28 protein-coding genes and 1 pseudogene are annotated in these 24619 nt (G+C 35.2%); 21 read left to right on the forward strand and 8 right to left on the reverse strand.

Features of this window, described 5'->3' with window-relative positions; translation table 11 throughout:
* Position 1: 1 nt before the first annotated feature.
* Complete coding sequence (locus MHB70_RS07370; protein WP_000075949.1) at positions 2-910, forward strand: chemotaxis protein; 909 nt, start codon at positions 2-4, stop codon at positions 908-910.
* A 623-nt stretch (positions 911-1533) separates the two neighbouring features.
* A complete protein-coding gene (locus MHB70_RS07375) occupies positions 1534-2481 on the forward strand; it encodes a DNA-binding domain-containing protein (RefSeq protein ID WP_061530130.1) in 948 nt (315 codons plus the stop codon).
* Between the two features lie 95 nt (positions 2482-2576).
* Here MHB70_RS07375 and MHB70_RS07380 read toward each other — a convergent pair whose 3' ends face one another.
* Together MHB70_RS07380 and MHB70_RS07385 are read right to left on the reverse strand one after the other, a co-directional pair.
* Entirely contained in the window at positions 2577-3377 is an 801-nt protein-coding gene (locus MHB70_RS07380; protein ID WP_061530129.1) for a flagellin N-terminal helical domain-containing protein, read from the reverse strand.
* A gap of 258 nt (positions 3378-3635) precedes the next feature.
* Positions 3636-4733, reverse strand: a complete 1098-nt coding sequence (locus MHB70_RS07385) for a flagellin N-terminal helical domain-containing protein (RefSeq protein WP_061530128.1) — start codon at positions 4731-4733, stop codon at positions 3636-3638.
* A gap of 733 nt (positions 4734-5466) precedes the next feature.
* Between MHB70_RS07385 and MHB70_RS31110 the strand changes: the two are divergent.
* From MHB70_RS31110 to MHB70_RS07470, 17 genes and pseudogenes are all read left to right on the forward strand, one after another.
* Positions 5467-5754 (forward strand): annotated as a pseudogene (locus tag MHB70_RS31110) (lytic transglycosylase domain-containing protein); the annotation flags it as partial.
* Positions 5755-5837: 83 nt separating this feature from the next.
* The gene (locus MHB70_RS07395; RefSeq protein ID WP_000775712.1) at positions 5838-6062 is read left to right on the forward strand and encodes a flagellar motor switch protein FliN; all 225 of its coding nucleotides are present in this window, start codon (positions 5838-5840) and stop codon (positions 6060-6062) included.
* Positions 6063-6076: 14 nt separating this feature from the next.
* Positions 6077-7063: a flagellar motor switch protein FliM gene (fliM, locus tag MHB70_RS07400; RefSeq protein ID WP_000012359.1), complete on the forward strand. Its 987-nt coding sequence runs from the start codon at positions 6077-6079 to the stop codon at positions 7061-7063.
* A 10-nt stretch (positions 7064-7073) separates the two neighbouring features.
* A complete protein-coding gene (gene fliN / locus MHB70_RS07405) occupies positions 7074-7433 on the forward strand; it encodes a flagellar motor switch protein FliN (protein ID WP_061530126.1) in 360 nt (119 codons plus the stop codon).
* Between the two features lie 12 nt (positions 7434-7445).
* Entirely contained in the window at positions 7446-7766 is a 321-nt protein-coding gene (locus MHB70_RS07410; RefSeq protein ID WP_000121169.1) for a hypothetical protein, read from the forward strand.
* On the forward strand, positions 7763-8521 hold the full coding sequence (locus MHB70_RS07415; protein WP_001220581.1) for a flagellar type III secretion system pore protein FliP: 759 nt from the start codon (positions 7763-7765) through the stop codon (positions 8519-8521). Before MHB70_RS07410 ends, MHB70_RS07415 begins: the two co-directional genes overlap by 4 nt.
* 33 nt (positions 8522-8554) lie before the next feature.
* Entirely contained in the window at positions 8555-8830 is a 276-nt protein-coding gene (locus tag MHB70_RS07420; protein WP_001098085.1) for a flagellar biosynthetic protein FliQ, read from the forward strand.
* A gap of 15 nt (positions 8831-8845) precedes the next feature.
* Positions 8846-9607, forward strand: a complete 762-nt coding sequence (locus MHB70_RS07425) for a flagellar biosynthetic protein FliR (protein ID WP_001055699.1) — start codon at positions 8846-8848, stop codon at positions 9605-9607.
* A gap of 10 nt (positions 9608-9617) precedes the next feature.
* Complete coding sequence (gene flhB / locus MHB70_RS07430; RefSeq protein WP_001030095.1) at positions 9618-10664, forward strand: flagellar type III secretion system protein FlhB; 1047 nt, start codon at positions 9618-9620, stop codon at positions 10662-10664.
* A gap of 23 nt (positions 10665-10687) precedes the next feature.
* A complete protein-coding gene (flhA, locus tag MHB70_RS07435; protein WP_000475628.1) occupies positions 10688-12754 on the forward strand; it encodes a flagellar biosynthesis protein FlhA in 2067 nt (688 codons plus the stop codon).
* Positions 12755-12768: 14 nt separating this feature from the next.
* Complete coding sequence (gene flhF, locus MHB70_RS07440; RefSeq protein ID WP_000446160.1) at positions 12769-14079, forward strand: flagellar biosynthesis protein FlhF; 1311 nt, start codon at positions 12769-12771, stop codon at positions 14077-14079.
* Between the two features lie 43 nt (positions 14080-14122).
* Complete coding sequence (locus MHB70_RS07445) at positions 14123-14926, forward strand: flagellar basal-body rod protein FlgG (protein WP_001013924.1); 804 nt, start codon at positions 14123-14125, stop codon at positions 14924-14926.
* A 171-nt stretch (positions 14927-15097) separates the two neighbouring features.
* Positions 15098-16396, forward strand: a complete 1299-nt coding sequence (locus tag MHB70_RS07450) for an NtaA/DmoA family FMN-dependent monooxygenase (RefSeq protein ID WP_000104860.1) — start codon at positions 15098-15100, stop codon at positions 16394-16396.
* 183 nt (positions 16397-16579) lie between these two features.
* Positions 16580-17416, forward strand: a complete 837-nt coding sequence (locus MHB70_RS07455; RefSeq protein ID WP_000343347.1) for a TrmB family transcriptional regulator — start codon at positions 16580-16582, stop codon at positions 17414-17416.
* Positions 17406-18134, forward strand: coding sequence for an AzlC family ABC transporter permease (locus MHB70_RS07460; protein ID WP_061530125.1), 729 nt, complete (start codon positions 17406-17408; stop codon positions 18132-18134). The genes MHB70_RS07455 and MHB70_RS07460 overlap by 11 nt, the downstream gene beginning before the upstream one ends.
* Positions 18125-18436: an AzlD domain-containing protein gene (locus MHB70_RS07465; protein ID WP_000425939.1), complete on the forward strand. Its 312-nt coding sequence runs from the start codon at positions 18125-18127 to the stop codon at positions 18434-18436. Before MHB70_RS07460 ends, MHB70_RS07465 begins: the two co-directional genes overlap by 10 nt.
* A gap of 62 nt (positions 18437-18498) precedes the next feature.
* Positions 18499-18669, forward strand: coding sequence for a DUF3951 domain-containing protein (locus MHB70_RS07470; protein WP_000602233.1), 171 nt, complete (start codon positions 18499-18501; stop codon positions 18667-18669).
* A gap of 24 nt (positions 18670-18693) precedes the next feature.
* On the opposite strand, the gene MHB70_RS07475 is transcribed toward MHB70_RS07470, so the two are convergent.
* The 5 genes from MHB70_RS07475 to MHB70_RS07495 form a co-directional block, all read right to left on the reverse strand.
* Positions 18694-19053 carry a hypothetical protein gene (locus tag MHB70_RS07475; RefSeq protein WP_001131598.1) on the reverse strand — a complete coding sequence of 120 codons (360 nt, stop codon included), beginning with the start codon at positions 19051-19053 and terminating at the stop codon, positions 18694-18696.
* 11 nt (positions 19054-19064) lie between these two features.
* The gene (locus MHB70_RS07480; RefSeq protein ID WP_033657381.1) at positions 19065-19658 is read right to left on the reverse strand and encodes a dienelactone hydrolase family protein; all 594 of its coding nucleotides are present in this window, start codon (positions 19656-19658) and stop codon (positions 19065-19067) included.
* Positions 19659-19660: 2 nt separating this feature from the next.
* Positions 19661-19996, reverse strand: a complete 336-nt coding sequence (locus MHB70_RS07485) for an antibiotic biosynthesis monooxygenase family protein (RefSeq protein WP_000834001.1) — start codon at positions 19994-19996, stop codon at positions 19661-19663.
* A 186-nt stretch (positions 19997-20182) separates the two neighbouring features.
* Complete coding sequence (locus tag MHB70_RS07490) at positions 20183-20362, reverse strand: H-type small acid-soluble spore protein (RefSeq protein ID WP_061530124.1); 180 nt, start codon at positions 20360-20362, stop codon at positions 20183-20185.
* A 66-nt stretch (positions 20363-20428) separates the two neighbouring features.
* Complete coding sequence (locus tag MHB70_RS07495) at positions 20429-21643, reverse strand: helix-turn-helix domain-containing protein (RefSeq protein WP_000212333.1); 1215 nt, start codon at positions 21641-21643, stop codon at positions 20429-20431.
* A 117-nt stretch (positions 21644-21760) separates the two neighbouring features.
* Here MHB70_RS07495 and MHB70_RS07500 point away from each other — a divergent pair, with 117 nt between their 5' ends.
* Together MHB70_RS07500 and MHB70_RS07505 are read left to right on the forward strand one after the other, a co-directional pair.
* Entirely contained in the window at positions 21761-23029 is a 1269-nt protein-coding gene (locus MHB70_RS07500) for an MFS transporter (protein WP_000503120.1), read from the forward strand.
* 112 nt (positions 23030-23141) lie between these two features.
* A complete protein-coding gene (locus MHB70_RS07505) occupies positions 23142-23666 on the forward strand; it encodes a DUF4398 domain-containing protein (RefSeq protein ID WP_061530123.1) in 525 nt (174 codons plus the stop codon).
* Between the two features lie 40 nt (positions 23667-23706).
* Here MHB70_RS07505 and MHB70_RS07510 read toward each other — a convergent pair whose 3' ends face one another.
* Entirely contained in the window at positions 23707-24600 is an 894-nt protein-coding gene (locus MHB70_RS07510) for a LysR family transcriptional regulator (protein ID WP_001050617.1), read from the reverse strand.
* Between the last annotated feature and the right edge of the window lie 19 nt (positions 24601-24619).

Consider the following 24619-nt stretch of genomic DNA (forward strand, 5'->3'; position numbering starts at 1 on the left):
TATGTCACAAGCACAAAGTATTTTATTAGAAAGTGGAACAAATGAATTAGAGATTGTCACATATACTGTTGGTGAAAACCTATTTAGTATCAATGTAATGAAAGTACGTGAAATAATTAATCCATTCCCTGTTACAACTGTGCCAGAATCTCATCATGCAGTTGAAGGTGTTGTTCAAGTACGTGGTGAAATTTTACCTGTTATTAACTTAGCAACGGCTCTTAATTTAAAATCAACAAAGCCACTTGATCAAACGAAATTCATCATTTCAGAATTAAACCAAATGAAAGTTATTTTCCGCGTTGACGAAGTACATCGTATTCAACGTATTTCATGGGAACAAATTGATGAACCAGCTTCCTTATCAATGGGACTAGAAGAAACAACATCTGGTATTGTAAAACTAGATGGGAAAATCATTTTACTATTAGATTATGAAAAAATTGTATGTGAAATTAGCGGTACTGGTTATGACAATAAATCACTTTCAGGATTAGAACAAAAAACAGATCGTGCTGAAAAAGTTATTTATATTGCAGAAGATTCAGCAATGCTGCGCCAAATACTAGAAGAAACATTATCATCAGCTGGATATACGAAAATGAACTTCTTCAGCAATGGCGCGGAAGCGTTAGCACAAATTGAAAAATTAGCGAAAGAGCAAGGGGAAAAAATGTTTGAACACATTCACTTGCTAATTACTGATATTGAAATGCCAAAAATGGATGGACATCATTTAACGAAAGTGGTTAAGGATGGTGAAATAATGAATCGTTTACCGGTCATTATTTTCTCTTCATTAATTACAAATGAATTATTCCATAAAGGTGAAGCTGTAGGAGCAAATGCTCAAGTAAGTAAGCCAGATATTCAAGAGTTAATTGGCTTAGTTGATAAATTAGTGTTGTAAAAGAGTTTTAAAAAGCTTTTTTTTGCTGGAATAGAACCTCTAGCGAAGTTTGGAAGCGGTCAGTGCCTAATAGAGCTCTGTACGATGTAAGACCAAAGATATGGAGTGGTTTCAAGTAAGCAGGAGAAGAGAGCTTTCGACTGAGGGTTGGAAACTCTCTTCTATTAGTGGGGAAAAAGGAACTAGCCATGTATAGTAGTACTGGCTAGTTCCTTTTTAGTATTCTATATGCGGTACAGGTAGAAGGAGTATTTGTGGTTGTAAGAATCGTCTCTATTTCGAGATTTTCAATTGGTTTAATTAATAAGTAACGTTTTTTTGTTTAAAAATATAAGAGAACGTATTTTGGTTTATGTTAGTAATATTTCGTGGTAGCGCAAACTTTTTCGGTGAAAATATATTAAAAATACCATATAATATAATTATATGTAATTAATATGTATAATTGCATATTAATTAAAAAATACTCTTTCTTTTTTACACTTTTCATACGTTTTTGTATGTTAATTATTTGACAGACAATTTCGAAATGTTATAATATGGATATGTAAAAATTGCTATTTCTTAAAAGACATGGGAGTCAGATGAGAATTGTGAAAGGATGAGGGGGAGTGGCACAGATTATGTATCACCACACAGCAATCAATGTATTAAAACTTTTACAAAACATGTCAAATAATAAAATGAATGATATGAAATTAGAAACGGAATTTAAAAAAATAGAGAAACAATTCCGAGTGGAGTATGAAGAGTTAGTCGATTTATATAATAGAATGGTTTTATTCCAAATAGATATAGAAAAACATGGCGGTATGCGAGCTTATGAAAAATCAACAATTACATGGCTGAAGTCTGAGCTAGAGTTACTGTATGAAGTGTATCAATTTTGTCAACGTCACGGTTTAAACATTTTAAATATTTCAAAATACGTTAGTAAAAATGAACTAAATCTTTTTCCGAAAACAGAAAGTCAATTGCAAAATACGTATTATAAATTGAAAAAACGTGAAATACCGTTTGAAAATATTGAAAAACAAAAACCGGGAAGAAAGCGAAAATATACACCTGTAAAAGAACAAATCGTTGAAATGAAAAAAGAAAATAAGCAAGAAGTAAGAAAAGAAGTTCAAAATACAGAGAATGAAAAAAGCCTTGTAACAGTTATATCTGGTATTGTTGATAATTTTGAAACAATTAGTCAATGTAGTGAAAGAAAAGAAGATGAACTCCATCAGTTTATGGAAGGCATTTATAAGCTTTCAAGTATGGCTGCTGGGCGTTCGGAAAATGAAAAGGATGTACGTGGTCTCGAAGGCGAATTACATGTATTACGAGCTGAAAATGAACGACTAAAGCGTGAAAAGGAAGAGCTTGTTCATGATATAAAAGAAATGACGCATCATTTAATTCATTTCATTACGAGTTCTGATATTGATCAAATTCGCACATTGCCTGTCTTCGTAAAAGAATGTAAACAAGATTTGCATAAATTAGGATTATATAACGCACAAGACGGGAAAATGAAAATTATGGTAGATCGCAGTGGACAAGTTATGACTGTAACACAGTAATAAAATTTGGGTACAAAATAAAAGGGAGATACATAGTTTATATGTATTTCCCTTTTGTTTTGTGTGAAATCGTTCCAAAAAAGGAAGATGAATGTTTACGATTGTAGTAATTTAGAAACCATTTGCGGAATTTGATTAGCCTGTGAAACCATACTGAGCGCAACTTTAGTTAATAATTTAAACTTTAAAAAATCGCTCATTTCCTGCGCCATATCCGCGTCTTCAATTCGAGAAGAAGCATCTGTTAGGGCCATACTTTGACTATTTAAATTTTCAATATTAAAGTGTAAACGATTTATCATAGCCCCAAGATCAGCACGATGAAGTGATACATTTTGCAAGGCTTCTTCAATTTTACGAATTGCCGTTCTTGCTTCTTGTTCTGTTGAAATCTTGATGTCATGTTGTGTAGGGGAAGGGGGAATATGTTTCGTTAGATTTACTGTATGACCGATATCGTCTAATGTAACAGGACGGTTTTGGTCGCCAAATACGGGCAAATTATTAAACTCAGTTGTCTCACCAATATAGCTAATTTGCTCTGTTAAAGATTGAAACTCTTTATTTAGTGAATCACGGTTTTTATTTGAATTTGTACCGTTCGCAGATTGAACAGCTAAATCACGCATACGCTGCAAAATATTCGTAACAGTTTGAAGGGCAGCTTCTGCTGTGCGAAGCATCGATAGCGCATTTTCATTATTACGAATTGCCACGCGCATACCACTTGCTCTCGCATGCATACGAGTCACAATCGCAACATTAGCGGGATTATCGGAAGCGTTATTCAACTTCTTATCAGTCGTCAAATGCTCCATCGCAACATTCATACGTTTCTCATTCTCATACAACGACTGCCTAGCATTCATACTTAAAACATTCGTACCAATACGCATAATAGACACTCCTTATAGATTGATATAGTTAGTGTTCTAAAGCTAATAAACGGCTATGGATAGATAAAAAGGCTTATGCTCATTTGCTGTTGTTCTTTTAACATAAGAGGGGATCAAAATAGGCACTGACCGCTTCTACATATCGCGGATGCTCCCGTCCATCTAAAAAAAGAAGCGTTTTACAAATAATTTATTTATATAGAAAAATAAACCTCTCCGCAAGCAGAGAGGTTTATTCAGGAAACTAGCTCAAATGGCTTATTGTAATAATTTAGAAACCATTTGTGGCGTTTGGTTTGCTTGAGAAAGCATGCTGATTCCAGCTTCGTTCAAGATTTTGAACTTAGTCATTTCAGACATTTCTTTCGCCATATCAGCGTCTTCGATTTGAGAAGCAGCTGAAGCCATAGCAGAAGATTGGCTCTTAAGGTTGTTTACATTAAAGTCAAGACGGTTTAATGTAGCACCTAGAGTTGCTCGGTTAGAAGCAACCATTGTTAACGCATCATCAATTTGTTTAACAGCAGTTAGTGCGTCTGCACTAGTTGCTGCGCCTGCTGCAGGTAAAGTGGCAGCAGCAGCAAATGCAGTTTCAATAAGTTTAGCAGCATCATCTTTTTTTGTAGTATCTGCCGTAGCATAAGCTGCAAATGCATTTTCAACTGCTGTAACCTGAGTTTTGTCTGTGATAAATCCTTTGACCTTATCGAATGCTTCTTTAGCATCTTGAACGTCTTTATCCCTAACTGTAGCATTTGCATTTGGAGTTTTAACTCGTGACATTGCTTCTTTAACAATATCTAAATCTTTTTGTTCTAGTTTATCAGAACCAATGTTTACGTCATTAAGACCTAGTTTATTCAGGGTAACAGCATTTAAGTTAATATCAATTTGTTTGCTGGCTTGATCAGAATCAAGTGTTTGAATTTTAATAACGTTATCGCCTTTTAGTAAATCTTTATCATTAAACTGTGTGTTTTCTGCGATATAAGTGATTTGCTCTTTTAATTGAGAAAACTCTTTGTTTAAAGCAATTTTATTCGCATCTGTGTTTGTTTCATTTGCAGATTGGTTAGCAATATCACGCATACGAAGTAAGATGTTAGATACTGAATTCATTGCTGAATCTGCAGTACGGATTAGTGCCATACCGTCTTGTGTATTATTAGCAGCAACACTTAATCCGCTTTCACGAGCACGCATACGAGTTGCGATTGCAAGACCTGCTGCATCGTCAGAAGCGTTGTTAATACGTTTACCACTTGATAAACGGTCCATAGCGTTACTCATTTTAGCTTGGTTTTGGCGCATGTACTCTTGCGTACGCATGCTGTTAATGTTTGTATTAATTCTCATGTTAAGAACCCCCATTTTTTTATATTGACTTTTCTGCAAATTGAAAAACGGTAATATGCGAAAAAATCAATTTCGAGATTTATTGTAATCCTTGATACAACGGGTGTCAACTAAAAATTCGAATTAATAAATATAAAAAAATAACAGTTTAACAATATATTCATTTTTTTATTACATAATTATTAAAAGGATTATTGCAAACTTTAAAAAAAAACTCTAATATTAGATTATCTTTGTTTACCGAAAAGGTGATATTATGGTAGTTGGAAATATAGTAAAAGAAGTGCTTGCCTATAAAAAAGGACAAATTCAGCAAAAGCTAAGTAGTCCACAAGCATTCGTTAGTAGTCGTTTTCAAGAGAAGTTGCAGAGTGAACCTGCGAAGGAGACGAAGGGTACTACGCAGCCGGCAAACATAGAAGATATGAGTCAGCCGGTACAATCTACGAAAATAGAAACGGTTGTTAATAAGCCGGAACAATCTATCAATAAAGTAGAGGAAGCGAGTAAGTCTGAAGAAAAAGCTGAAACGAAGAAAGTAGATGAAGTGCAAGTCGCGCAAAAAGAGTTTGAACGACGTTTTCCAGAAACGAAAAATGAGGCTGTTGATACGTGGGAATTAACGAAGAAGTATAATATTCAAAAAATACGTTCTTCCAATGAAGGTAAGTATGAGGATATTATTGATCGTGTAAGTCGTACATACGGAATTCCGAAAACGTTAATTCAAAAAATGATTGAAGTAGAGTCTAATTTTAATCCGAAAACGGTGTCACATGCAGGTGCGATGGGGCTTATGCAGCTTATGCCAGCGAATGTGAAGGAGATGGGTGTGAAGAATCCATTTTCACCAGCTGAAAGTATTGAAGGCGGCGTGAAAGAGTTAAGCGGTTATTTAAAGAAAAATAACGGTGACTTAGTATTGGCGCTTGCTTCTTATAATGCTGGTCCTGGTAATGTGAGAAAGTACGGAGGCGTACCACCATTTAAAGAAACGCAAGGATATATTAAAAAAATATTAAATATCGACGTTTCAAAATAAGAAATTTCATATATAGAGAGAACATGAAATTTTCGTGAACATGATATGGGAGTTGGCTAGATTTGAAATTACAAGATGATATTCCGTTAACAATTTATTTTGAAATCGGAAATACGAAAAAGAAAATTGAAGATCTGCTTCATATTACGAAAGGTACATTGTATCGTCTTGAAAATTCAACGAAAAATACGGTGCGTCTTATGCTTGAGAATGAAGAGATTGGAACCGGAAAGATTTTAACGAAAAACGGGAAGATGTATGTTGAAATCGTTGAATTGAAAAGGTAGGGAAGGGGATTGTCATGAGTGGCGAAAAATTAAGCCAAGAGCAAATTGATGCCCTGCTGAAGGCGGTAAATGAAGGCGAGGAAATGCCAGCTTTTGCACAAGAAGCAGGGAAGCAAGAGAAATTTCAAGAGTATGATTTTAATAGACCAGAGAAGTTCGGTGTTGAGCATTTACGTAGTTTGCAAGCAATTGCTTCTACGTTTGGAAAACAGACGTCACAGACGTTGTCAGCTCGTATGCGTATCCCGATTGAGCTAGAGCCTTCAACAGTTGAGCAAGTTCCATTTACGAGTGAGTATGTGGAGAAAATGCCGAAAGATTATTATTTATATTGCGTAATTGATCTCGGTTTACCAGAGCTTGGAGAAATTGTTATTGAGATTGATTTAGCATTTGTTATTTATATTCATGAATGCTGGCTTGGCGGAGATAGTAAGCGTAACTTTACGATGCGCAGACCGCTAACGGCGTTTGAGTTTTTAACGCTCGATAATATATTCTTGCTTCTTTGTAAAAATTTAGAGCAATCATTTGAAAGTGTTGTTGCGATTGAACCGAAGTTTGTAACGACGGAAACAGATCCGAATGCACTAAAGATTACGACAGCGAGCGATATAATTTCGTTACTTAACGTAAATATGAAAACAGATTTTTGGAATACGACGGTGCGTATCGGGATTCCGTTCTTATCTGTTGAAGAGATTATGGATAAGTTAACGTCTGAAAATATTGTCGAACATTCTTCAGATAAACGTAAAAAGTATACGTCTGAAGTGGAAGTGAAAGTAAATCAAGTGTACAAACCTGTTCACGTTGCGATTGGTGAGCAGAAAATGACAATGAGTGACATTGAACAAATTGAAGAAGGCGATATTATTCCGCTTCATACGAAAGTTTCGGATGAATTACTTGGCTATGTAGATGGAAAGCATAAATTTAATTGTTTTATCGGGAAAGATGGAACGCGTAAGGCGCTCCTATTTAAAAGTTTTGTAGAGTAGGAGGATCCATATGAAGCATGAAGTATCTCCTGTGTCATTAATGGGATTAGAAGAGTTTGCAGGGAAACGAAATGAAGCGAGTAAAGCACATATTGATACTGTTTCAGATATTTCGATCGAACTTGGCGTAAAGCTTGGGAAGTCATCTATTACGCTCGGTGATGTGAAGCAGTTAAAAGTTGGCGATGTTCTTGAAGTAGAAAAAAACTTAGGACATAAAGTAGATGTGTATTTAAGCAATATGAAGGTCGGCATCGGTGAAGCGATCGTAATGGACGAGAAGTTCGGCATTATTATTTCTGAAATTGAAGCTGATAAGAAGCAAGCTGCGCTTATGAAGGCGCAAAGTCAAGTGCAAGATAAAGAGTAGAGGAGGAGTCATATGTCGTATATGACGACCTTATTTCAAGTCGTTTTACTGTTTGGTGCACTCGGTTACGGTGCATTTTATATGACGAAAAAGACGCGCAAACAGCAGTTTTTTAAGCAAGGTGAAAATGGCCATATTCAAGTAAAAGACGGTGTATATTTAAATCATCAAACGAGCGCCTTTTTATTTGAAGTGGATGGCAAGCAAGTATTCACTGTTATTAGTAATAATGGTGTGCAGTCTGTGCAATTAACAGGAACAGGAAATCAGTTTCAACAAGCGCTAGAAGACGCGGTGAAGAGTGAAACGAAAAAAGTAGAGGATCCATCATGAGAATAAAGAAACAGTTATCATTATTAGCCGTTATTTTCGTATTTTCTATCGTTTTTTCAATTATTTTTGTAAATCCAGCGTATGCAGCCCCGAACGGTTTTATTAATTTCGAAAATGGAAAAGAGTTTACGAGTAATTCAAGTGTACAGTTATTTGCACTCGTTACCCTTCTATCATTATCTTCTTCTATCGTTCTTTTATTTACGCATTTTACTTATTTTATGATCGTTCTTGGAATAACTCGTCAAGGACTTGGGGTAATGAACTTACCACCAAACCAAGTGCTTGTTGGACTTGCTTTGTTTTTATCACTATTTACGATGCAACCGGTGTTAGGTCAGTTAAAGAGTGATGTGTGGGATCCGATGACGAAAGAAAAAATAACTGTAAGTCAAGCTGCGGAGACGACAGCTCCAATTATGAAAGATTATATGGCGAAGCATACGTATAAGCATGATTTAAAAATGATGCTGAAAGTACGCGGTGAAGAGTTGCCGAAAGATTTGAAAGACCTTTCATTATTTACGCTCGTACCATCCTTTACGTTAACGCAAATTCAAAAAGGATTATTAACGGGGATGTTCATTTATTTAGCGTTTGTATTTATAGATTTGATTATTAGTACACTTTTAATGTACCTCGGGATGATGATGGTACCGCCGATGATTTTAAGTTTACCGTTTAAAATACTCGTTTTCGTATATTTAGGTGGATATACAAAAATCGTCGATATAATGTTTAAAACGGTCGCCTGAAGCGTTTGATGCTATGTGATAGGAGTCATATAAATGAATACGTCACCAATTATAGATATTTTTCAAACCTTTTTTTATAAAGGGGTTATGATTTTAATGCCGGTTGCCGGTGTAAGTATGATTGTCGTTATTATCATCGCTGTCATTATGGCGATGATGCAAATTCAAGAGCAAACGTTGACGTTTTTACCGAAAATGGCGAGTATAGTGCTCGTTATTATCATTTTAGGTCCGTGGATGTTTCAAGAGTTAACGACACTTATTTTAGATTTATTTGATAAAATTCCATCGCTATTGCGTTCGTACTAAGATAGGTGAACTGAAATGAATATGGAATTATGGGCGGCGACGTTTTTTGCGTTTTGCCGTATTACTTCATTTTTATATTTTTTACCTTTCTTTTCAGGACGTTCGATTCCTGCAATGGCAAAGGTTACATTTGGACTTGGTCTTTCGATTACAGTGGCCGATCAAGTTGATGTCTCTCACATAAAGACAGTTTGGGACGTCGCAGCTTATGCAGCAACGCAAATTGTAATTGGATTATCCCTTGCAAAAATTGTAGAAATGCTGTGGAACATTCCGAAAATGGCCGGACATATTTTAGACTTTGATATCGGTTTATCACAGGCAAGTTTGTTTGATGTAAACGCAGGGTCGCAGTCTACTTTACTATCAACAATTTTCGATATATTTTTTCTCATTATTTTTATTTCACTTGGCGGCATTAACTATTTCGTTGCCACGATTTTAAAGTCGTTTCAATATACAGAGGCGATTTCAAAATTGTTGACGACTAGTTTTTTAGATAGTCTACTCGCAACGTTATTATTTGCGATTACATCAGCGGTCGAAATTGCTTTACCGCTTATGGGAAGCTTATTCATTATTAATTTCGTCCTAATTTTAATCGCAAAAAATGCACCGCAATTAAATATTTTTATGAATGCATTCGTCATTAAAATTACATGTGGTATTTTATTTATTGCAATGAGCGTACCAATGCTCGGTTATGTGTTTAAAAATATGACAGATGTATTACTGGAAGAGTATACGACACTATTTAACTTTTTCTTAACGAAGTAGGGGGACGCGTATGGCAAAGGATAATAAAACAGAAAAGGCCACCCCGCAGAAGCGTAAAAAATCGCGTGAAGAAGGGAATATCGCCCGGAGTAAAGATTTAAATAATTTATTTTCTATTCTCGTATTAGCAGTTGTCGTTTATTTTTTCGGAGATTGGCTAGGGTTTGAGATTGCCAATTCTGTAGCGGTGCTGTTTGATCAAATCGGAAAAAGTACAGATTCGACCGAGTATTTTTATTTAATGGGGATTTTGCTACTAAAAGTATCAGCTCCTATATTAATACTCGTATATGCTTTTCATTTATTCAATTATATGATTCAAGTCGGTTTCTTATTTTCTTCTAAAGTCATAAAGCCGAAAGCATCACGTATTAATCCGAAAAACTATTTTACGAGACTGTTTAGTCGTAAAAGTTTAGTAGATATTTTGAAATCACTGTTTTATATGGGATTAATCGGTTACGTTGCGTACGTTCTTTTTAAAAAGAATTTAGAGAAGATCGTGAGTATGATTGGATTTAACTGGACTGCGTCACTTACTGAAATTATTAGGCAAATTAAATTTATCTTTTTAGCTATTTTAATTATTTTAATCGTTCTTTCTATTATTGATTTCATTTATCAAAAGTGGGAGTACGAGCAAGATATTAAGATGAAAAAAGAAGAAGTAAAACAAGAGCATAAAGATAATGAAGGGGACCCACAAGTAAAGGGGAAACGAAAAAACTTTATGCATGCCATCTTGCAAGGGACTATTGCGAAAAAGATGGATGGTGCAACGTTTATTGTAAATAACCCGACGCATATTTCAGTCGTACTTCGTTACAATAAACAAGTTGATGCGGCGCCAATTGTCGTTGCAAAAGGGGAAGATGAGCTCGCATTATATATACGGACGCTTGCCCGTGAACAAGAAATACCGATGGTGGAAAACCGTCCGCTCGCTCGGTCTTTATATTATCAAGTCGAGGAAGATGAGACGATTCCAGAAGATTTATACGTAGCTGTAATTGAAGTTATGCGCTATTTAATTCAAACGAATGAACTTGAAGTATAATAGCGCGTTTGGAGGGGATCTCTTTGTTTAAGATGGATTCTGCAAGAACCTATTTTTCTATCTTTTTAGCAGCGTCATTCGTTGTGGCGCTCCTAATTCCACTTCCACCATTTGTACTTGATATCGTTATCGTTTTTCTACTAAGTATGTCAGTACTTATTTATATGCGAGCGACAAGTATTAACGAGTGGGATGAATTAAAGTCATTTCCGACGATGTTGTTATTAATCGGGATTTTCCGCGTATCGATTAACGTTTCGACGACGCGAGCGATTTTAACAGACGGAAATGCAGGTCATGTTATTGAAGAGTTCGGTCAGTTCGTAATTGGCGGAAACTTATTAATTGGTATCGTTATTTTTATCGTTTTAATCATTTTCCAGTTTATCGTTGCAAACGGTGCATCTCGTACAGCTGAAGTAGCAGCTCGTTTTACACTTGATTCTTTACCAGGGAAACAAATGTCTATCGATGCGGATTTAAACCAGCGTATTATTTCAGAAAAAGATGCACAAGCAAAACGAAAAAAATTAAATATGGAAACAGAGTTTTACGGGGCGATGGATGGTGCCGGGAAGTTCATTAAAGGGGACGTTATTTTCGGGATTGTCATTTTATTCGTAAATATCATCTTCGGTTTAATTGTCGGAATGATGCAGCAAGGAATGAGCTTTGCAGATGCGGCTCTTCATTATACACAGTTAACTGTCGGTGACGGAATCGTAAACCAAATCGGTTCGTTAATGCTTGCGATTTCAACAGGTATTATCGTAACGCGTGTATTTGATGGTTCACCGGATACGGTAACAGAAGGAATCTTTAAAGAGTTATTAGCGCATGAAGTTGTTGTATATGCGCTCGGTGGTTTGTTTATCGCAATGGGTATTTTTACTCCGCTACCATTCCTACCGTTTGCTCTCGTTGGTGGAACAATTATCTTCTTAGGAATTCGCAATAAAAAGCGAATAAAGAAAGAGAAAGAAGACGAGCTCCAAAAAGAATTAGAAATGATTCAAGGCGAGGATGAGCAATTACAACAAGTGGAAGATTCATTTGGAGTCTTTACAGATAAATATCCGATTATTGTAGAACTCGGTTTAGATTTAGCGGCACTTGTAAAGCAGAAAATTAATGGGGAAACAGCTCGTGATAAAGTTGTTCTTATGAGGAAATCGATTATTACTGACCTTGGTATTAACGTTCCTGGCATTAACTTTAAAGATAATACGAGTTTTAGACCACGTGGTCGTTACATTATTCGTATTAAAGGTGCGAAGGCGGCTGAAGGTGTTTTAAAATCAGGTTATTTATTAGCACTAAAAACACCGAACGTAATGGCTGATCTAGATGCAGAACCAGCGAAAGATCCAATCTTCGGTGAAGATGGATATTGGATCTTAGAGCATATGGTGCAAGATGCGCAAATGAAAGGCTATCAAGTGTTAGAGCCACTTAGTATATTAATTACACATTTAGATGTTGTCGTTAGACGTAATCTTCATGAGTTAATTCAGCGTCAACATGTGAAAGACTTAATTAACTCGCTTGAAAATGATAATGGCGTTTTATTAGAAGAGATTAAGAAGAAAGAAATCGATTTATCACTCGTTCAAAATGTTATTAAACAACTTCTAAAAGAAGGTATTTCAATCCGTGATTTACCAACGATTATTGAAGGTATTATTGACGGAAAAGAAGTGTATCAAAATCATGTTGATGGTGTAACGGCATTCGTCCGTGAATGTATTTCAAAAGTTATTTGTGAAAATGCGAAAAATCCGGACGGGAAAATTTATGCGGCGCTTTTCTCTGATTCAATAGAGCTAGATGCGGATGTTGTGAACAATTCCTATCAAGGTTACTTATTAAACTGGGATTTAGATTTAGAAACACGTGTCATTGAGCAAGTACAGCGCGTCTTTAAACAAGCCCGTTTAATGGGAAGAGAGCCAGTGTTATTAACGCGTAGAAAAGATTTCAGATTTGCGATTGTAAGACTGCTAGAACGTTATCAAGTGGAAGCACAAGTACTGTGTATTAGCGAATTAGCACCAGAAATTGTTGTAGATCAAATTGCCTATATTGAATAGTAGGGGGTGAAGTAATGGAAAGTACAGAAAAGAAAGAAGCGTTAATGCGAATAAAAGCAGCTTCGAAAAATGAATTGTATCGAAAGTTATTTGACCAATATGGTACAGATTATTATTACGTTGTCGATGAAAGTGTAAAACGAAATATCCCGTTTTTTTGGAAAAAGGATTATGAAATGTTAGTTGCTTTTCCAGAGGATAAACAGGAAGAAGTGAATGAAGGAACAGCACAATTTCATGAACAATTAATGGATGTTGTGAATGATCCTTCAGAACAAATTGTGAAGGCGAATGGAATTCAATCAGTACTGCACAATTTAGAAAACGTAACGACTTCTATGTCATACGCGGCAATGCAAACAGGAAATAGTGAAGAATGGGCAAGAAAAAAAGAGAAACTATTAAAGCTGTTTGAAAAAGGAATCGTCGTGGTGAAACAGACGGAAGAAACGAAAGTAACGAAAAAGCAAAAAGTTGTGAAACAAGTCGTTCCGGCGAAGAAAAAAGAAGTAGTTGCAAAGAAAGAAAATCAAGAATCTGTACCGTTTATTATTCAAAAAGTAATTCGGATGCTAGAACAAAACGATGTAGAACAATATTTCATTCATGCATATGCTGAAAAGTTAAAAGTGAAGTTTGAAAATGCAACGATGATTACAGAAGAGGAAGTAATCGGGTATATATTAGAAGATATGAGATCTCACTTCAACACTGAAAATGTATTTGAAAAAGAAGTACAAACAATTGCATTAATCGGTCCAACTGGCGTTGGGAAAACGACGACGCTTGCGAAAATGGCATGGCAATTTCACGGTAAGAAAAAAACGGTTGGCTTTATTACGACGGATCACTCTCGCATTGGGACAGTACAGCAACTGCAAGATTACGTAAAGACAATTGGATCAGAAGTAATCGCTGTGCGTGATGAAGCGGCAATGACAAGAGCACTTACGTATTTTAAAGAAGAAGCACGCGTCGATTATATTTTAATTGATACAGCCGGAAAAAATTATCGTACGTCAGATACAGTAGAAGAAATGATTGAAACGATGGGACAAGTAGAACCAGATTATATTTGTTTAACGTTATCAGCTTCTATGAAAAGTAAAGATATGATTGAAATTATTACGAACTTTAAAGATATTCATATAGATGGTATCGTGTTTACGAAATTTGATGAAACAGCAAGTAGTGGCGAATTGTTGAAAATTCCAGCAGTTTCATCAGCTCCAATTGTATTAATGACAGACGGACAAGACGTAAAGCAACATATACATATCGCTACAGCTGAACATTTAGCGAAACAAATGTTACAAACATCGTAAGAAAAGAGGTGAAGAATAAGGCGGTTGCCTTATTCAAAGGAATATGAACGGTCTTTATATAGGTTCTATGGGAATGATGAATTACATGCAGCGTATTAATGTTCATTCGAATAACGTTGCAAATGCCCAAACGACAGGATTTAAAGCAGAAAATATGACTTCTAAAGTATTTGATGTACAAGACACATATCGCCGCGGAGATGGGGCTATGACAAATATCGGTTCGGTCGATTACGCTGTAGTACCAGCTGCGACGCATGTGAACTTAGTACAAGGAAATGTACAAATTACAAATAGTGCTACAGATTTCTTTTTAGATGACGGTGCGGCAGGCACATCATCATTTTTCGTTACATCTAAAAATGATGAAACGTTTTTAACGAGAGATGGAAGCTTCACATTAAATAGTGATCGTTATTTGCAAACATCGTCTGGTGCATATGTTATGGATGTAAATAATGAACGTATTCGTATTCCTGAAAATGTGAATTTCTTCGTATCTAATAATGGAGAAATTTATAGAGAAATTAACGAGGGAACTTTGCAAAAACCAGATATTAAGAGAATCGTAATTGCACAGTTGCAAACAAAAACAGTAGATGCAGAAACAAATGCTCGTCTCGTGCAGCGTGAAAACAAAAGCTTTACACTAGCAGAAGGAAATATTGCTAATTTACCGAATGGAACAGGAATAGTAAAAAATCATATGCTAGAAAATTCAAATGTAGATATGACGAAAGAGATGGCAGATCTTATGTCGAGTCAAAAAATGATTCAAGCATCTCAGCGTATTATGACTTCATTTGATAAAATTTATGAAAAAGAAGCGAATGAAATATTGAGATAAAGGAGACTTCCCGTTAAGGGGAGTCTTTTTTTGGTTGCTTTTATTACAGTTACAACATAAAATGATATTGATAATCATTATCATTTTATGTTGTTTAATAAGAATGGAAGTTGTGATGGTCGTATCAATTGTTTAACTAGGTGAATTAAAAACGAAGGGGAAGGTGTATTTATGTCTACTAAAAAGAAACTTTGCATTGGATTATGTTTAATTTCTAGAAAGAAAGAACAAGAGAGTATGTTTAATTCAGGGATAGATGAACAAGTAGAGTTGGCACTACAGGCAGAAGAGGCTAAGTTAGATTTTGTTTTTAAAGCAGATTATTTAGTGGCGCACCCGGATTTAATCGCTCGTAATAAGGGGAATGTAATGTTAGATCCGACATTATTATTTACTGCTATTGCGTATGCAACAGAAAAAATTGGAGTGGTTACGACTGCCTCCACATCGTTTTATCCACCATACATACTTGCGAGGCAATTACAATCTTTAAATTGGATTAGTAATGGCCGAGTAGGTTGGAATATTGTCACATCCATTGATGGTGCAGAAAACTTTGGTGAGACAGGGATGCCGCCATCTGAGGAACGATATGCGAAAGCTGCCGAATGTACAGAGTTAGTAAGGAAACTTTGGAGAAGCCATCCTTATGAAGTTTTGAAAGTAGATAACACTGAAGTCATTAGAGAGATGGTAAAGCCTATTGAGCACAGTGGTGAATACTTTGAGGTGAAAGGACCACTTAATATTCCGCAGCATATTTCAGGAGAAATGCCATTATTTCAAGCGGGTGCTTCAGAGGCTGGCCGGAATTTCGCTGCTTCTGTTGCGGATGCGATTTTCGCCGCGATGCCAGATATAGAATCAGGAATCGAACTTCGTCAAAATTTAAGAAGAAGAGCAGAAAAGCATGGCCGAAAGCAAGATGATGTACGGGTATTACCTGGATTGTATTTCTTTATCGGTGATACATATGAAGAAGCGCTAGAGATGCATAGGCAAGCTCATCAACATCTCACAATGGAGAAGAGATTGGCTTTACTTGAAATGGTACTCGGATTAGATGCTAGAGGAATTTTACTAGAAAGTAAGATAAAGGAAGATATGTTGCCAAGTAGAGAGCAAACTGTACGTAGTAAAACACATGCCGAATTATTACGGAATTTCATCATTAAAAATGAACCAACTGTTGAACAAATACTAGAACGACCAGAAGTTGTTTGTTCTGCTCATTGGGTTGCGATTGGTACACCACAAGATGTATTCCAGCAAATTATGGAAAGATTTGAAGCAGGAGCACTAGATGGATTTATTGCAATTCCAGGTGGGCCTCAGAAATCATTGGATCTATTCTTTAGTGAAGTTATTCCGTTATTTGTGAAGGCGGGTATATTTAGGGAAGAATATACAGGTTCAACTTTGCGTGAACATTTAGAGGGGACTTCATTAAATACTTTGCTGTTAAAATAAGTAGAATACTATGTAGAAAATGCCTTTCATAAGAAGGCTTTTTCTTTTTTGTTAAAATTTCAGAATTATCAATTGACTTTATAGGTCTTCTTTTTTTATATTAGTAGGTATAGTAATAACTACTAATATAAAATGAATGCATCGTTTTCAAATGAGAGCTATGTAGATTGTGAGGGGTTACCGATGGATGAAATAATAAAAGAGTTACAAAAGCTAGGTTTTTCCCAATATGAATGCAAAGCGTACATTGGATTATTAAAACATTCCCCAGTAACAGGATACGAAGTGAGTAAACAAACAGGGGTACCTCGTTCGATGATTTATGAAGTACTTGGCAAGTTGATGGATAAAGGAGCGGTGCATATCGTTCCTTCTGAACCAGTGAAATATGTACCAGTGCCAGCTACGGAATTAATGGATCGAATGCGAAAAGACTTTGAAAAGTCCTTTGCATTTTTAGACCAGAAATTAAATTGTTTAGAACAAGAGCGGCAAATTGATGTAATTTCGCATATTCGCTCAAATGATCGTGTTTTGAAAGAAATATGCAATATAATTAATAGAGCAAAAGAAGAGCTATGGATTTCAGTATGGGAAGATCAAGTGCACGAGATTGAGCCGTTCATTCATCAAAAGGAAGAGGAAGGCGTACATATTTTTTCCATTTTATTTGGTGCTCCAGAAACAAAAATAGGAGCGACATTTCATCATAATTATATGACACCTCACGTCGTTGAAAAGAGAATGGGAGGTCATTTAACTGTTATCGCGCGTGATGGGGAAGAAGTATTAATTGCTAACTTTTCAAATGATAGCACTTCATGGGCGGTGACAACGTATGATCCAGCTTTAGTACTCGTCGCTACAGAGTATGTTCGGCACGATATTATGGTGGAAGAGATTACGAAGGAGTTTGGAGCTGATAAATTAGATACATTATGGCGTGAAAACATAGATTTAGTTCATGTCGTAACAGGCAAACGCACGATGGAAGAAATGGAGGGAGATAATGGTGAATAAAGCTCAAGCACATATGAAACTGCAGAGCGATGATTCATTTCAGCAAGGTGTAAAGGATTGTTTACCAACTGTATTTGGATATTTGAGCATTGGTATAGCAGCTGGTGTTATTGCGAAAACAGCAGGTTTTTCGGTCATAGAAATCGCCTTTATGTCCACGTTAATTTACGCAGGTTCTGCTCAGTTTATATTAGCGGGGATGTATGCAGCAGGTGCCCCAGCTTCAGCAATTATTTTTACCGTGTTCTTTGTTAATTTACGTCACTTATTAATGAGTGCGGCACTTGCGCCTTACTTCACGAAGATACCTCTTTTTAAAAATGTAATAATTGGTTCGCAAATTACAGATGAAACTTTCGGCGTTGCAGTGCAACAAGCAGCGCAAAAAGGATATTTAGGCGAGAAATGGATGATGGGCCTTAATGTAACAGCGTATTTAAATTGGATTCTTGCTACAGTTATCGGGGGGCTTTTTGGTGAGTGGATACCAGACCCTCATACGTACGGGATGGATTATGCATTACCAGCGATGTTTATCGGATTATTTGTACTTCAGCTAATAAGTAGTAAACCGAAACTAGCAATTCATCTCAGTGTAGCAATTGTAGCGATTATTATCGCATACGTTTTACACTTATTTATGCCAGATAGTATAGCAGTTATTATTGCAACATTACTAGCTGCGACGATTGGAGTGCTGATTGAAAAATGGAAATGAGATTAGATGTATTATTACTATTACTAGCGGCAGGAGCTGTCACACTCGTTCCGCGTATTTTGCCTCTTCTCGTATTTAGTAAAATACAAATTCCAGACTGGGGTTTAAAATGGTTAAATTACATACCAATTGCGATATTAGCAGCACTTTTAGCACAAGTATTATTTATGCATGAGACGATGCAGTGGGATTATCTTATCGCCGCAATTCCAACATTTCTTGTCGCAATCTATACTCGTAGTCTATTAGGAACCGTATTAACTGGAGTGATTGTGATTATTTTGTTACGTTTCTTTTTCTAGAAAGGATTCGGCTTATATAATAGCGAAAGGTGTAATAATAAGAAATATATAGGGGTGGTGTTATGATACTTTTAACGATAGGAGCAATATTGTTAACGTTGTTTATTTTCTTTATTATCGGCTTTATTACGTTTATGATGTTTGTTGATAAGGCGACACCTCAAATTTATTATACACCTTGTGAATCAGTGACAGTGAAGTCTAAAGGTAAAGATAGAAGGAAGAAAAGTTGATGTCGTGCTTTTCTTCCTTTTCTTTTACATTCCTGAAAGAACTAACAACAACACTCCGAATAGAAAACTAATAAAAGAAAGAAAACCGATACATATCGAGAACACACGATTATTTCTCCATTCGCGCCAGAAGACGATAAATCCTAAAATGCAAAGGAAAAACCAAATGGGTAAAAATATGAACTCACTCATTTTCTTGGGGAGTAACGAATAAAAAGTTGTTACATATAGTACCCAATTTGTCAAAAATAAAATACAAACGATAATGGATTGTGAATAGGGACGTTTTAAAAATTTCTCATTTTTAACTGTTATAAAAATGAGAGTTAGCGCTGATATAAAGGCAATGATTATGAAAATAAGTAAGAGTAATGTAAGGGGCATTAGAACCTCCTTTATAAGAGTGCATTCATAAGAAATGAATCTATTAAATTGTATACTTGTTTTGTAGAGTGTTCGTTATATTTTTCAGTGTATGGATTTAAAAATCCATGCTCACCTTGTAGTTGTTTTATTTCTAATAAAGGATTATCTTGTTGCTGTAATGTTTTCGTTAAGGAGGATACTGAAAAACTAATTTCTTTTTCAGGAAAAATCAGTAATGTAGCGCATGCAGGCTTCATGTGAACATAATCACGTATACGAGAGCCGTAACATCCAATAATAAAATCTAGTTTTGGATTGTTACTACATAGCCATGAGATGGTAGCTCCAACGCTAAAGCCGATAAGTCCAATATGTGCGTAACGATTGGAAAGGCTATGAATGAGTTCCTCAATTTGCTTTTTTCCACCATCAAATCCAATGTGGTTCATAAAATATTGGTATGCTTTTTCTTCATTATTATAATGAAATGCCTGTTGTAATTTTAGAAGATTCGGGCAGAATACATCTATTTGAGATGAAGTGAAGTGGTCAATTACATGATGCATATGATCATTTACACCATATATTTCATGTGAAACAACGAGAGCTAATTTTTTCTTCATCATTACAAAATTTCTCTTTGAAACTTGTATTCTTTCTCTACAAGGCAAACACGCAAGTGGAAGTTTTCATACCATTGCTCACGGCCTCTTTTTTTCGCTTCTTTATGTAAGGCGTTCTTTTTCCAATTTTCAATTGCTTCAAGTGATTCCCAATAAGAGATTGTAATGCCGAGGCCCGAATTATCTCGTGCACTTTCTACACCTAAAAATCCAGGTTGCTGTTTCGCAAGTTCCTCCATTGTTTCGGCAACGGTACTATAATCTGTTGTATCATTTGATAAATTAGAAGTGAATATAACTGCATAATAAGGTTTGTTTTTTTCTAAATCAGATTTCATTGTCTTTCCTCCTTAATGTATAGTACGAATAATTCATCCATAGTTTGTATTTTAGCAGGTCACAAAAAGAAAAGAAGTAGAAAATTCTAATTTTTTCATCCCATGTAAAATAGAAGATAGAAGAAATTTATAATAAATAATCTAAAGAAAGAAAAACGCCACTTCAAAAAATTGAAGTGGCGTTTCTTATATTTCCTCTAAGCTATTAACTGGAACAGTTAATTCGCGACCTGGATTTTTTACTTCATATATGCGGGCGGTTTCGTTGCTTTCGTCGACGTGTTGAATCATAACAGGCATGCCTTGAAAACTGACATTGGTATGTTCCGCTGACACAGAAAGCTCTTTTGCACGTTGAATATTCATTTATATTCCTCCCATCATTATTATCTTTGCTAAAAAAGAGGAATAATATACCATTTCGAGACATTCTTAAAGTTTTTGTATTATTTGTAATGTTTCTTTAATAAATGAAGTGAAGATGGAATCAGGATAGGACTGTACGATTTCATATGCTTCTGTTACTTCTTCAAGAGCTCTTTTTTTATCATTAAGTTTGACATAACAAAGAGCACGATATGCCCCAGCTGTTGTAAGCCGTGCGTGATCAAGTGGATGGTTTATATAATCTGGTATGATAGCACGTTGTAATGTTTTTAAAGCTTCTTCGTATTGTTTTAAACCATACAAAGCTTTTCCTTTTTCAAGATAATACGATCCATCATCTTGAAAAATTCGCTCATCTTTTAGTTTTTCTCGAAATTGTTCTACATGTTCTAATGCAATAGTATATTCATGAGTAATTGTGTTGTAGTAGTAAGCTTTTAAAAGATTAATAACCGCTGCAGATAAAGTATCTTCTGTAAAAATGGCAAATTGCTCTGATTTTTTTATGTAATGTAAATATTGTTCTTTATCAGCCGTTAGGACTTTTTGGTAAGATAAAATACGGTAAAATTCATCTGTTTTATAATACACTTGATGTTTTTTTGAAAATGCAAGTGCATCTAAAATGACACTTTCACATTGTTCGTAATTACCATATGCAAGAAAAATAATCGCCTCATATAAATATAACTCGATATGTATAATGAGATCCATTTCTAAATGTTTCTCTTCATAGTCATTTCGGATGCTAGCAATGAGTTGTAAACATTCAGCATACTTTTTACGTGTGAATATCGTAAAGGATAATTTTAATTTTGTTTCCGTACTTTCCCGGTATAACGTATATTTTTCAAAAATAGAAGTAGCCTTTTCCACGTAATGTTCAATATTGTAATCTTTCATTTTAGCCGCAGCTGTTACAAATTGTTTATATAAACGAGCGGTATTCAAAGTAGGAGGTAGCTCTTTTTGAACGATAGGTAGTAAGATCTCATATACTTCATCGTACTTATTTGCTTTTATTAGTTGTTCCATTTGTTGAATGAGTTCTATCGTTTCCACATCATCATCTTCTAGTAAAAAACTCGTTTCGCATCCAAGTTTTTCAGCAATATATTGTAATGTTTTCATGGAAGGTGTAGCTTTTCCGTTTTCAATTTGGCTTAGCATACTTTTTGTCAGTTCTGAACCTGCTAAATCAGTTTGAGTAAGCTTTTTTTCTTTTCGTAACGTTTTAATTTTTGCACCGAGAGTAGCCATTATATGCTCCTTTATAATTTAAAAGTTAAACACAATTAAACTTTTTATTGTAAAAATTGGAAAGTTGATTATATAATAAGTTTAACACAATTTAACTTTTAAGGGGAGAGTGTCATAATGGGGGATGTAAGTATAGGTCAACATGATTGGAAAATGAAGATTGCAACGAGAAATATTATTTTAATGATGATTGGAAAAATGACGTCCTTGTTAGGGGCGGGTATTTATACGTTTGCAATGGGGTTATACGTATTAAAGACAACTGGTTCAGGAATGGGGTTTGCAACTACTCTTATTTGCGGATCAATACCAAGAATGATCTGTGGCCCAATTGCAGGTGCTGTAGCTGACCGCGTCAATCGAAAATGGCTTGTCATTGGCACAGATTTATTAAGTAGTTTAACGATGCTTATTATGTTTATTCTTGCAACTACTTTTGGGCCATCACTACTGTTTATTTATGTATCAGCGGCATTATTATCAATTTGTGCAAGTTTTTATTCTGTAGCATTAACTTCGTCTATTCCTAATTTAGTAGATGAGGAGCGTATTCAAAAAGCGAGTGCTTTGAACCAGACTGCAGCATCATTATCGAATATTTTAGCACCAATTATTGGCGGAGTTGTATTTGGTTTCTTTTCAATTAAATCGTTCTTTCTGTTAAATAGTATTACATTCTTTTTAGCGGTAATTGTACAATTATTTATCGTATTTGATTTATATAAAAAAGAAATGGTTGAAAGTAAAGAGCATTTCTTGATGAGTATAAAAGAAGGTTTTTCATATATAAAAAGACAGCATGAAATATATGGTTTAATGAAAATAGGGCTATGGGTAAACTTTTTTGCAAGTGCACTGTTCGTTTCACTACCATTTATTATTATTCAAAACCTGCATTTATCCTCGAAGCAACTCGGTGTTGTAGAGGGAATGTTAGCAGTCGGGATGCTAATTGGTGCGATTGCATTATCAGTACGTAAAGAAGTGAATAATCCGTTTCGCTCTGTTTATATTGGGCTGTTTTTATTTGCGGGTTTAAGTTTATGTACAGTCTTCCCATTGTTAGTTACCATTCCGAAAGTAGTAAGTTTTATGTACTATATTGCTTTTATGATTTTAACGGGTATATCAATGATGGCTGTAAATATCCCGATGCAAGTACATTTGCAAAAGACGACAGATCCAAGTTATTTAGGCCGCGTTTTCGGTTTGCTTGAAACAATTGCTACTGCCATTGCACCGCTTGGTATGATTGTATATGGATTATTATTAGATATGTTACCGACTAGCATTGTTATGATGACAATAGGCGGAGGATTATTGTTAGTTGTTTTAGTTGGAGTGAAGAAGCATGTAGCAAAAAAGCAAGTGGATGTGTCAGCCTAAAAGAAAATTTGACTTAATGATAAAAAATGACCAAATTAGTATTTTAGTTTTTGAAACTCTTTTTCATGTATGTTACAGTAAAGTGAGCAGACAAAGAAAAGGAGAAAACATCATGAAAAAAATAAGTTTTGTTATGCTTTTTCTGTTAGTTGTAATGGCTGGATGTAGCAATTATGACACGTATATTGAAACAGGTATGCAATCATTGAAAGATGAAAAATATAGTGATGCAACAATGTGGTTCGAAAAAGCAGAAAAAGAGAAATCAGGAAATGAAGCGAAATCATATAAAGAAATTGCCGAGATAATGGATCACGGAGCAACAGCATTAAAAGACGGTAAGTATTTAGAAGCGAAAGATATTGCAAATGAAGTGTTACAAAAGAAAAAAGATGATGAACTTGAAAAATCTGTAAAATCAAATGCAGAGAATATGCTTCAAAAAGCAAAAGATGTGGAAGAGAAAGTAAATGAAAGAGTGGCAAAGCGGAGAAAAGTAGAAGAAGAAGGAATCGATAAACTTATTAAAGCTGTCGATAGTATAGATGAAGTGAAAAAAAAAGAGAAAAAAGTTTCAGAAGCATTAGATAAGGCTGAGGAGGCACAAGCAAAAATTGAGGCGAAGAAAAATAAATAGAGTTTTAGTTTAAGAGGCTGTCGTGTATAACGACAGCCTTTTAATTTTTGGCTGCGAAAGAAATGATGCTATGTAGTAAAAAAGAAATGATTTTAGAATTCCATCTGTCCTCATGATGAATCGTATAAATGTTACGCTGAAATTCAAATCTTGGAATTGGTATATAGCATAGCTCATTTCGCTGTATTTCTTGTTCAATAGCAAGTTTAGAAATAAAAGCGACGCCATTCCCGTATTTTAAAATTTGTTTCATCGTTTCTAATGAATCTAGTTCAATTTCAGATTGGAATGTGATGTTATGTGCTAGTGTCCATTGTGTAAGTAAATCTCTCGTTGTAGATGGATTACGATGCAATAATATACGTTCTTTTTCGATATCTTGTAATGATACATTTGTCTTTTTAGCAAAATGATGTTCTTTGGAAAAAGCGAGAACAAGTGTATCAGGCATTACATTCGTTTGTTTTAAAAGTGGTTCATCAAATGGTGCAGCAGAAATTACTCCGAGATCAATTTCATGATTTTGTAGCATGATTCGAATTTCAGGAGCTGGTTTTACCATGAGTGTTATTTTTATATTAGGAAATTCGCATTGAAATTGGTGAACAACTTCTGGTAAAAGATAAGTCGCTGGTACATAACTAGCACCGATTGTTATAGCACCTTTATGAAAATCTTTAAACTCTTGTGTGACCCGCCTAGCTTCTTTCATAAGTGCATCTATTTTACAAGCATAATGATGCAATGCCTCGCCAGCCTCTGTTAAGAAATACCTTCCGGAACGTAATTCAAATAAAGACACACCGAGTTCCTCTTCTAAGCTTTTTATATGAAATGTAATAGTAGGTTGTTTCACGCCAAGTTTTTCTGCAACAATCGTAAGCTTTTTGTATTTCTTAATAAGTACTACAATTTCTAATTTTAAGAGATTCATTATGAATTGCCCGCCTTTT

The sequence above is a fragment of the Bacillus sp. FSL M7-1020 genome, assembly GCF_038050415.1.
In the GTDB taxonomy this organism is placed as follows: domain Bacteria; phylum Bacillota; class Bacilli; order Bacillales; family Bacillaceae_G; genus Bacillus_A; species Bacillus_A toyonensis.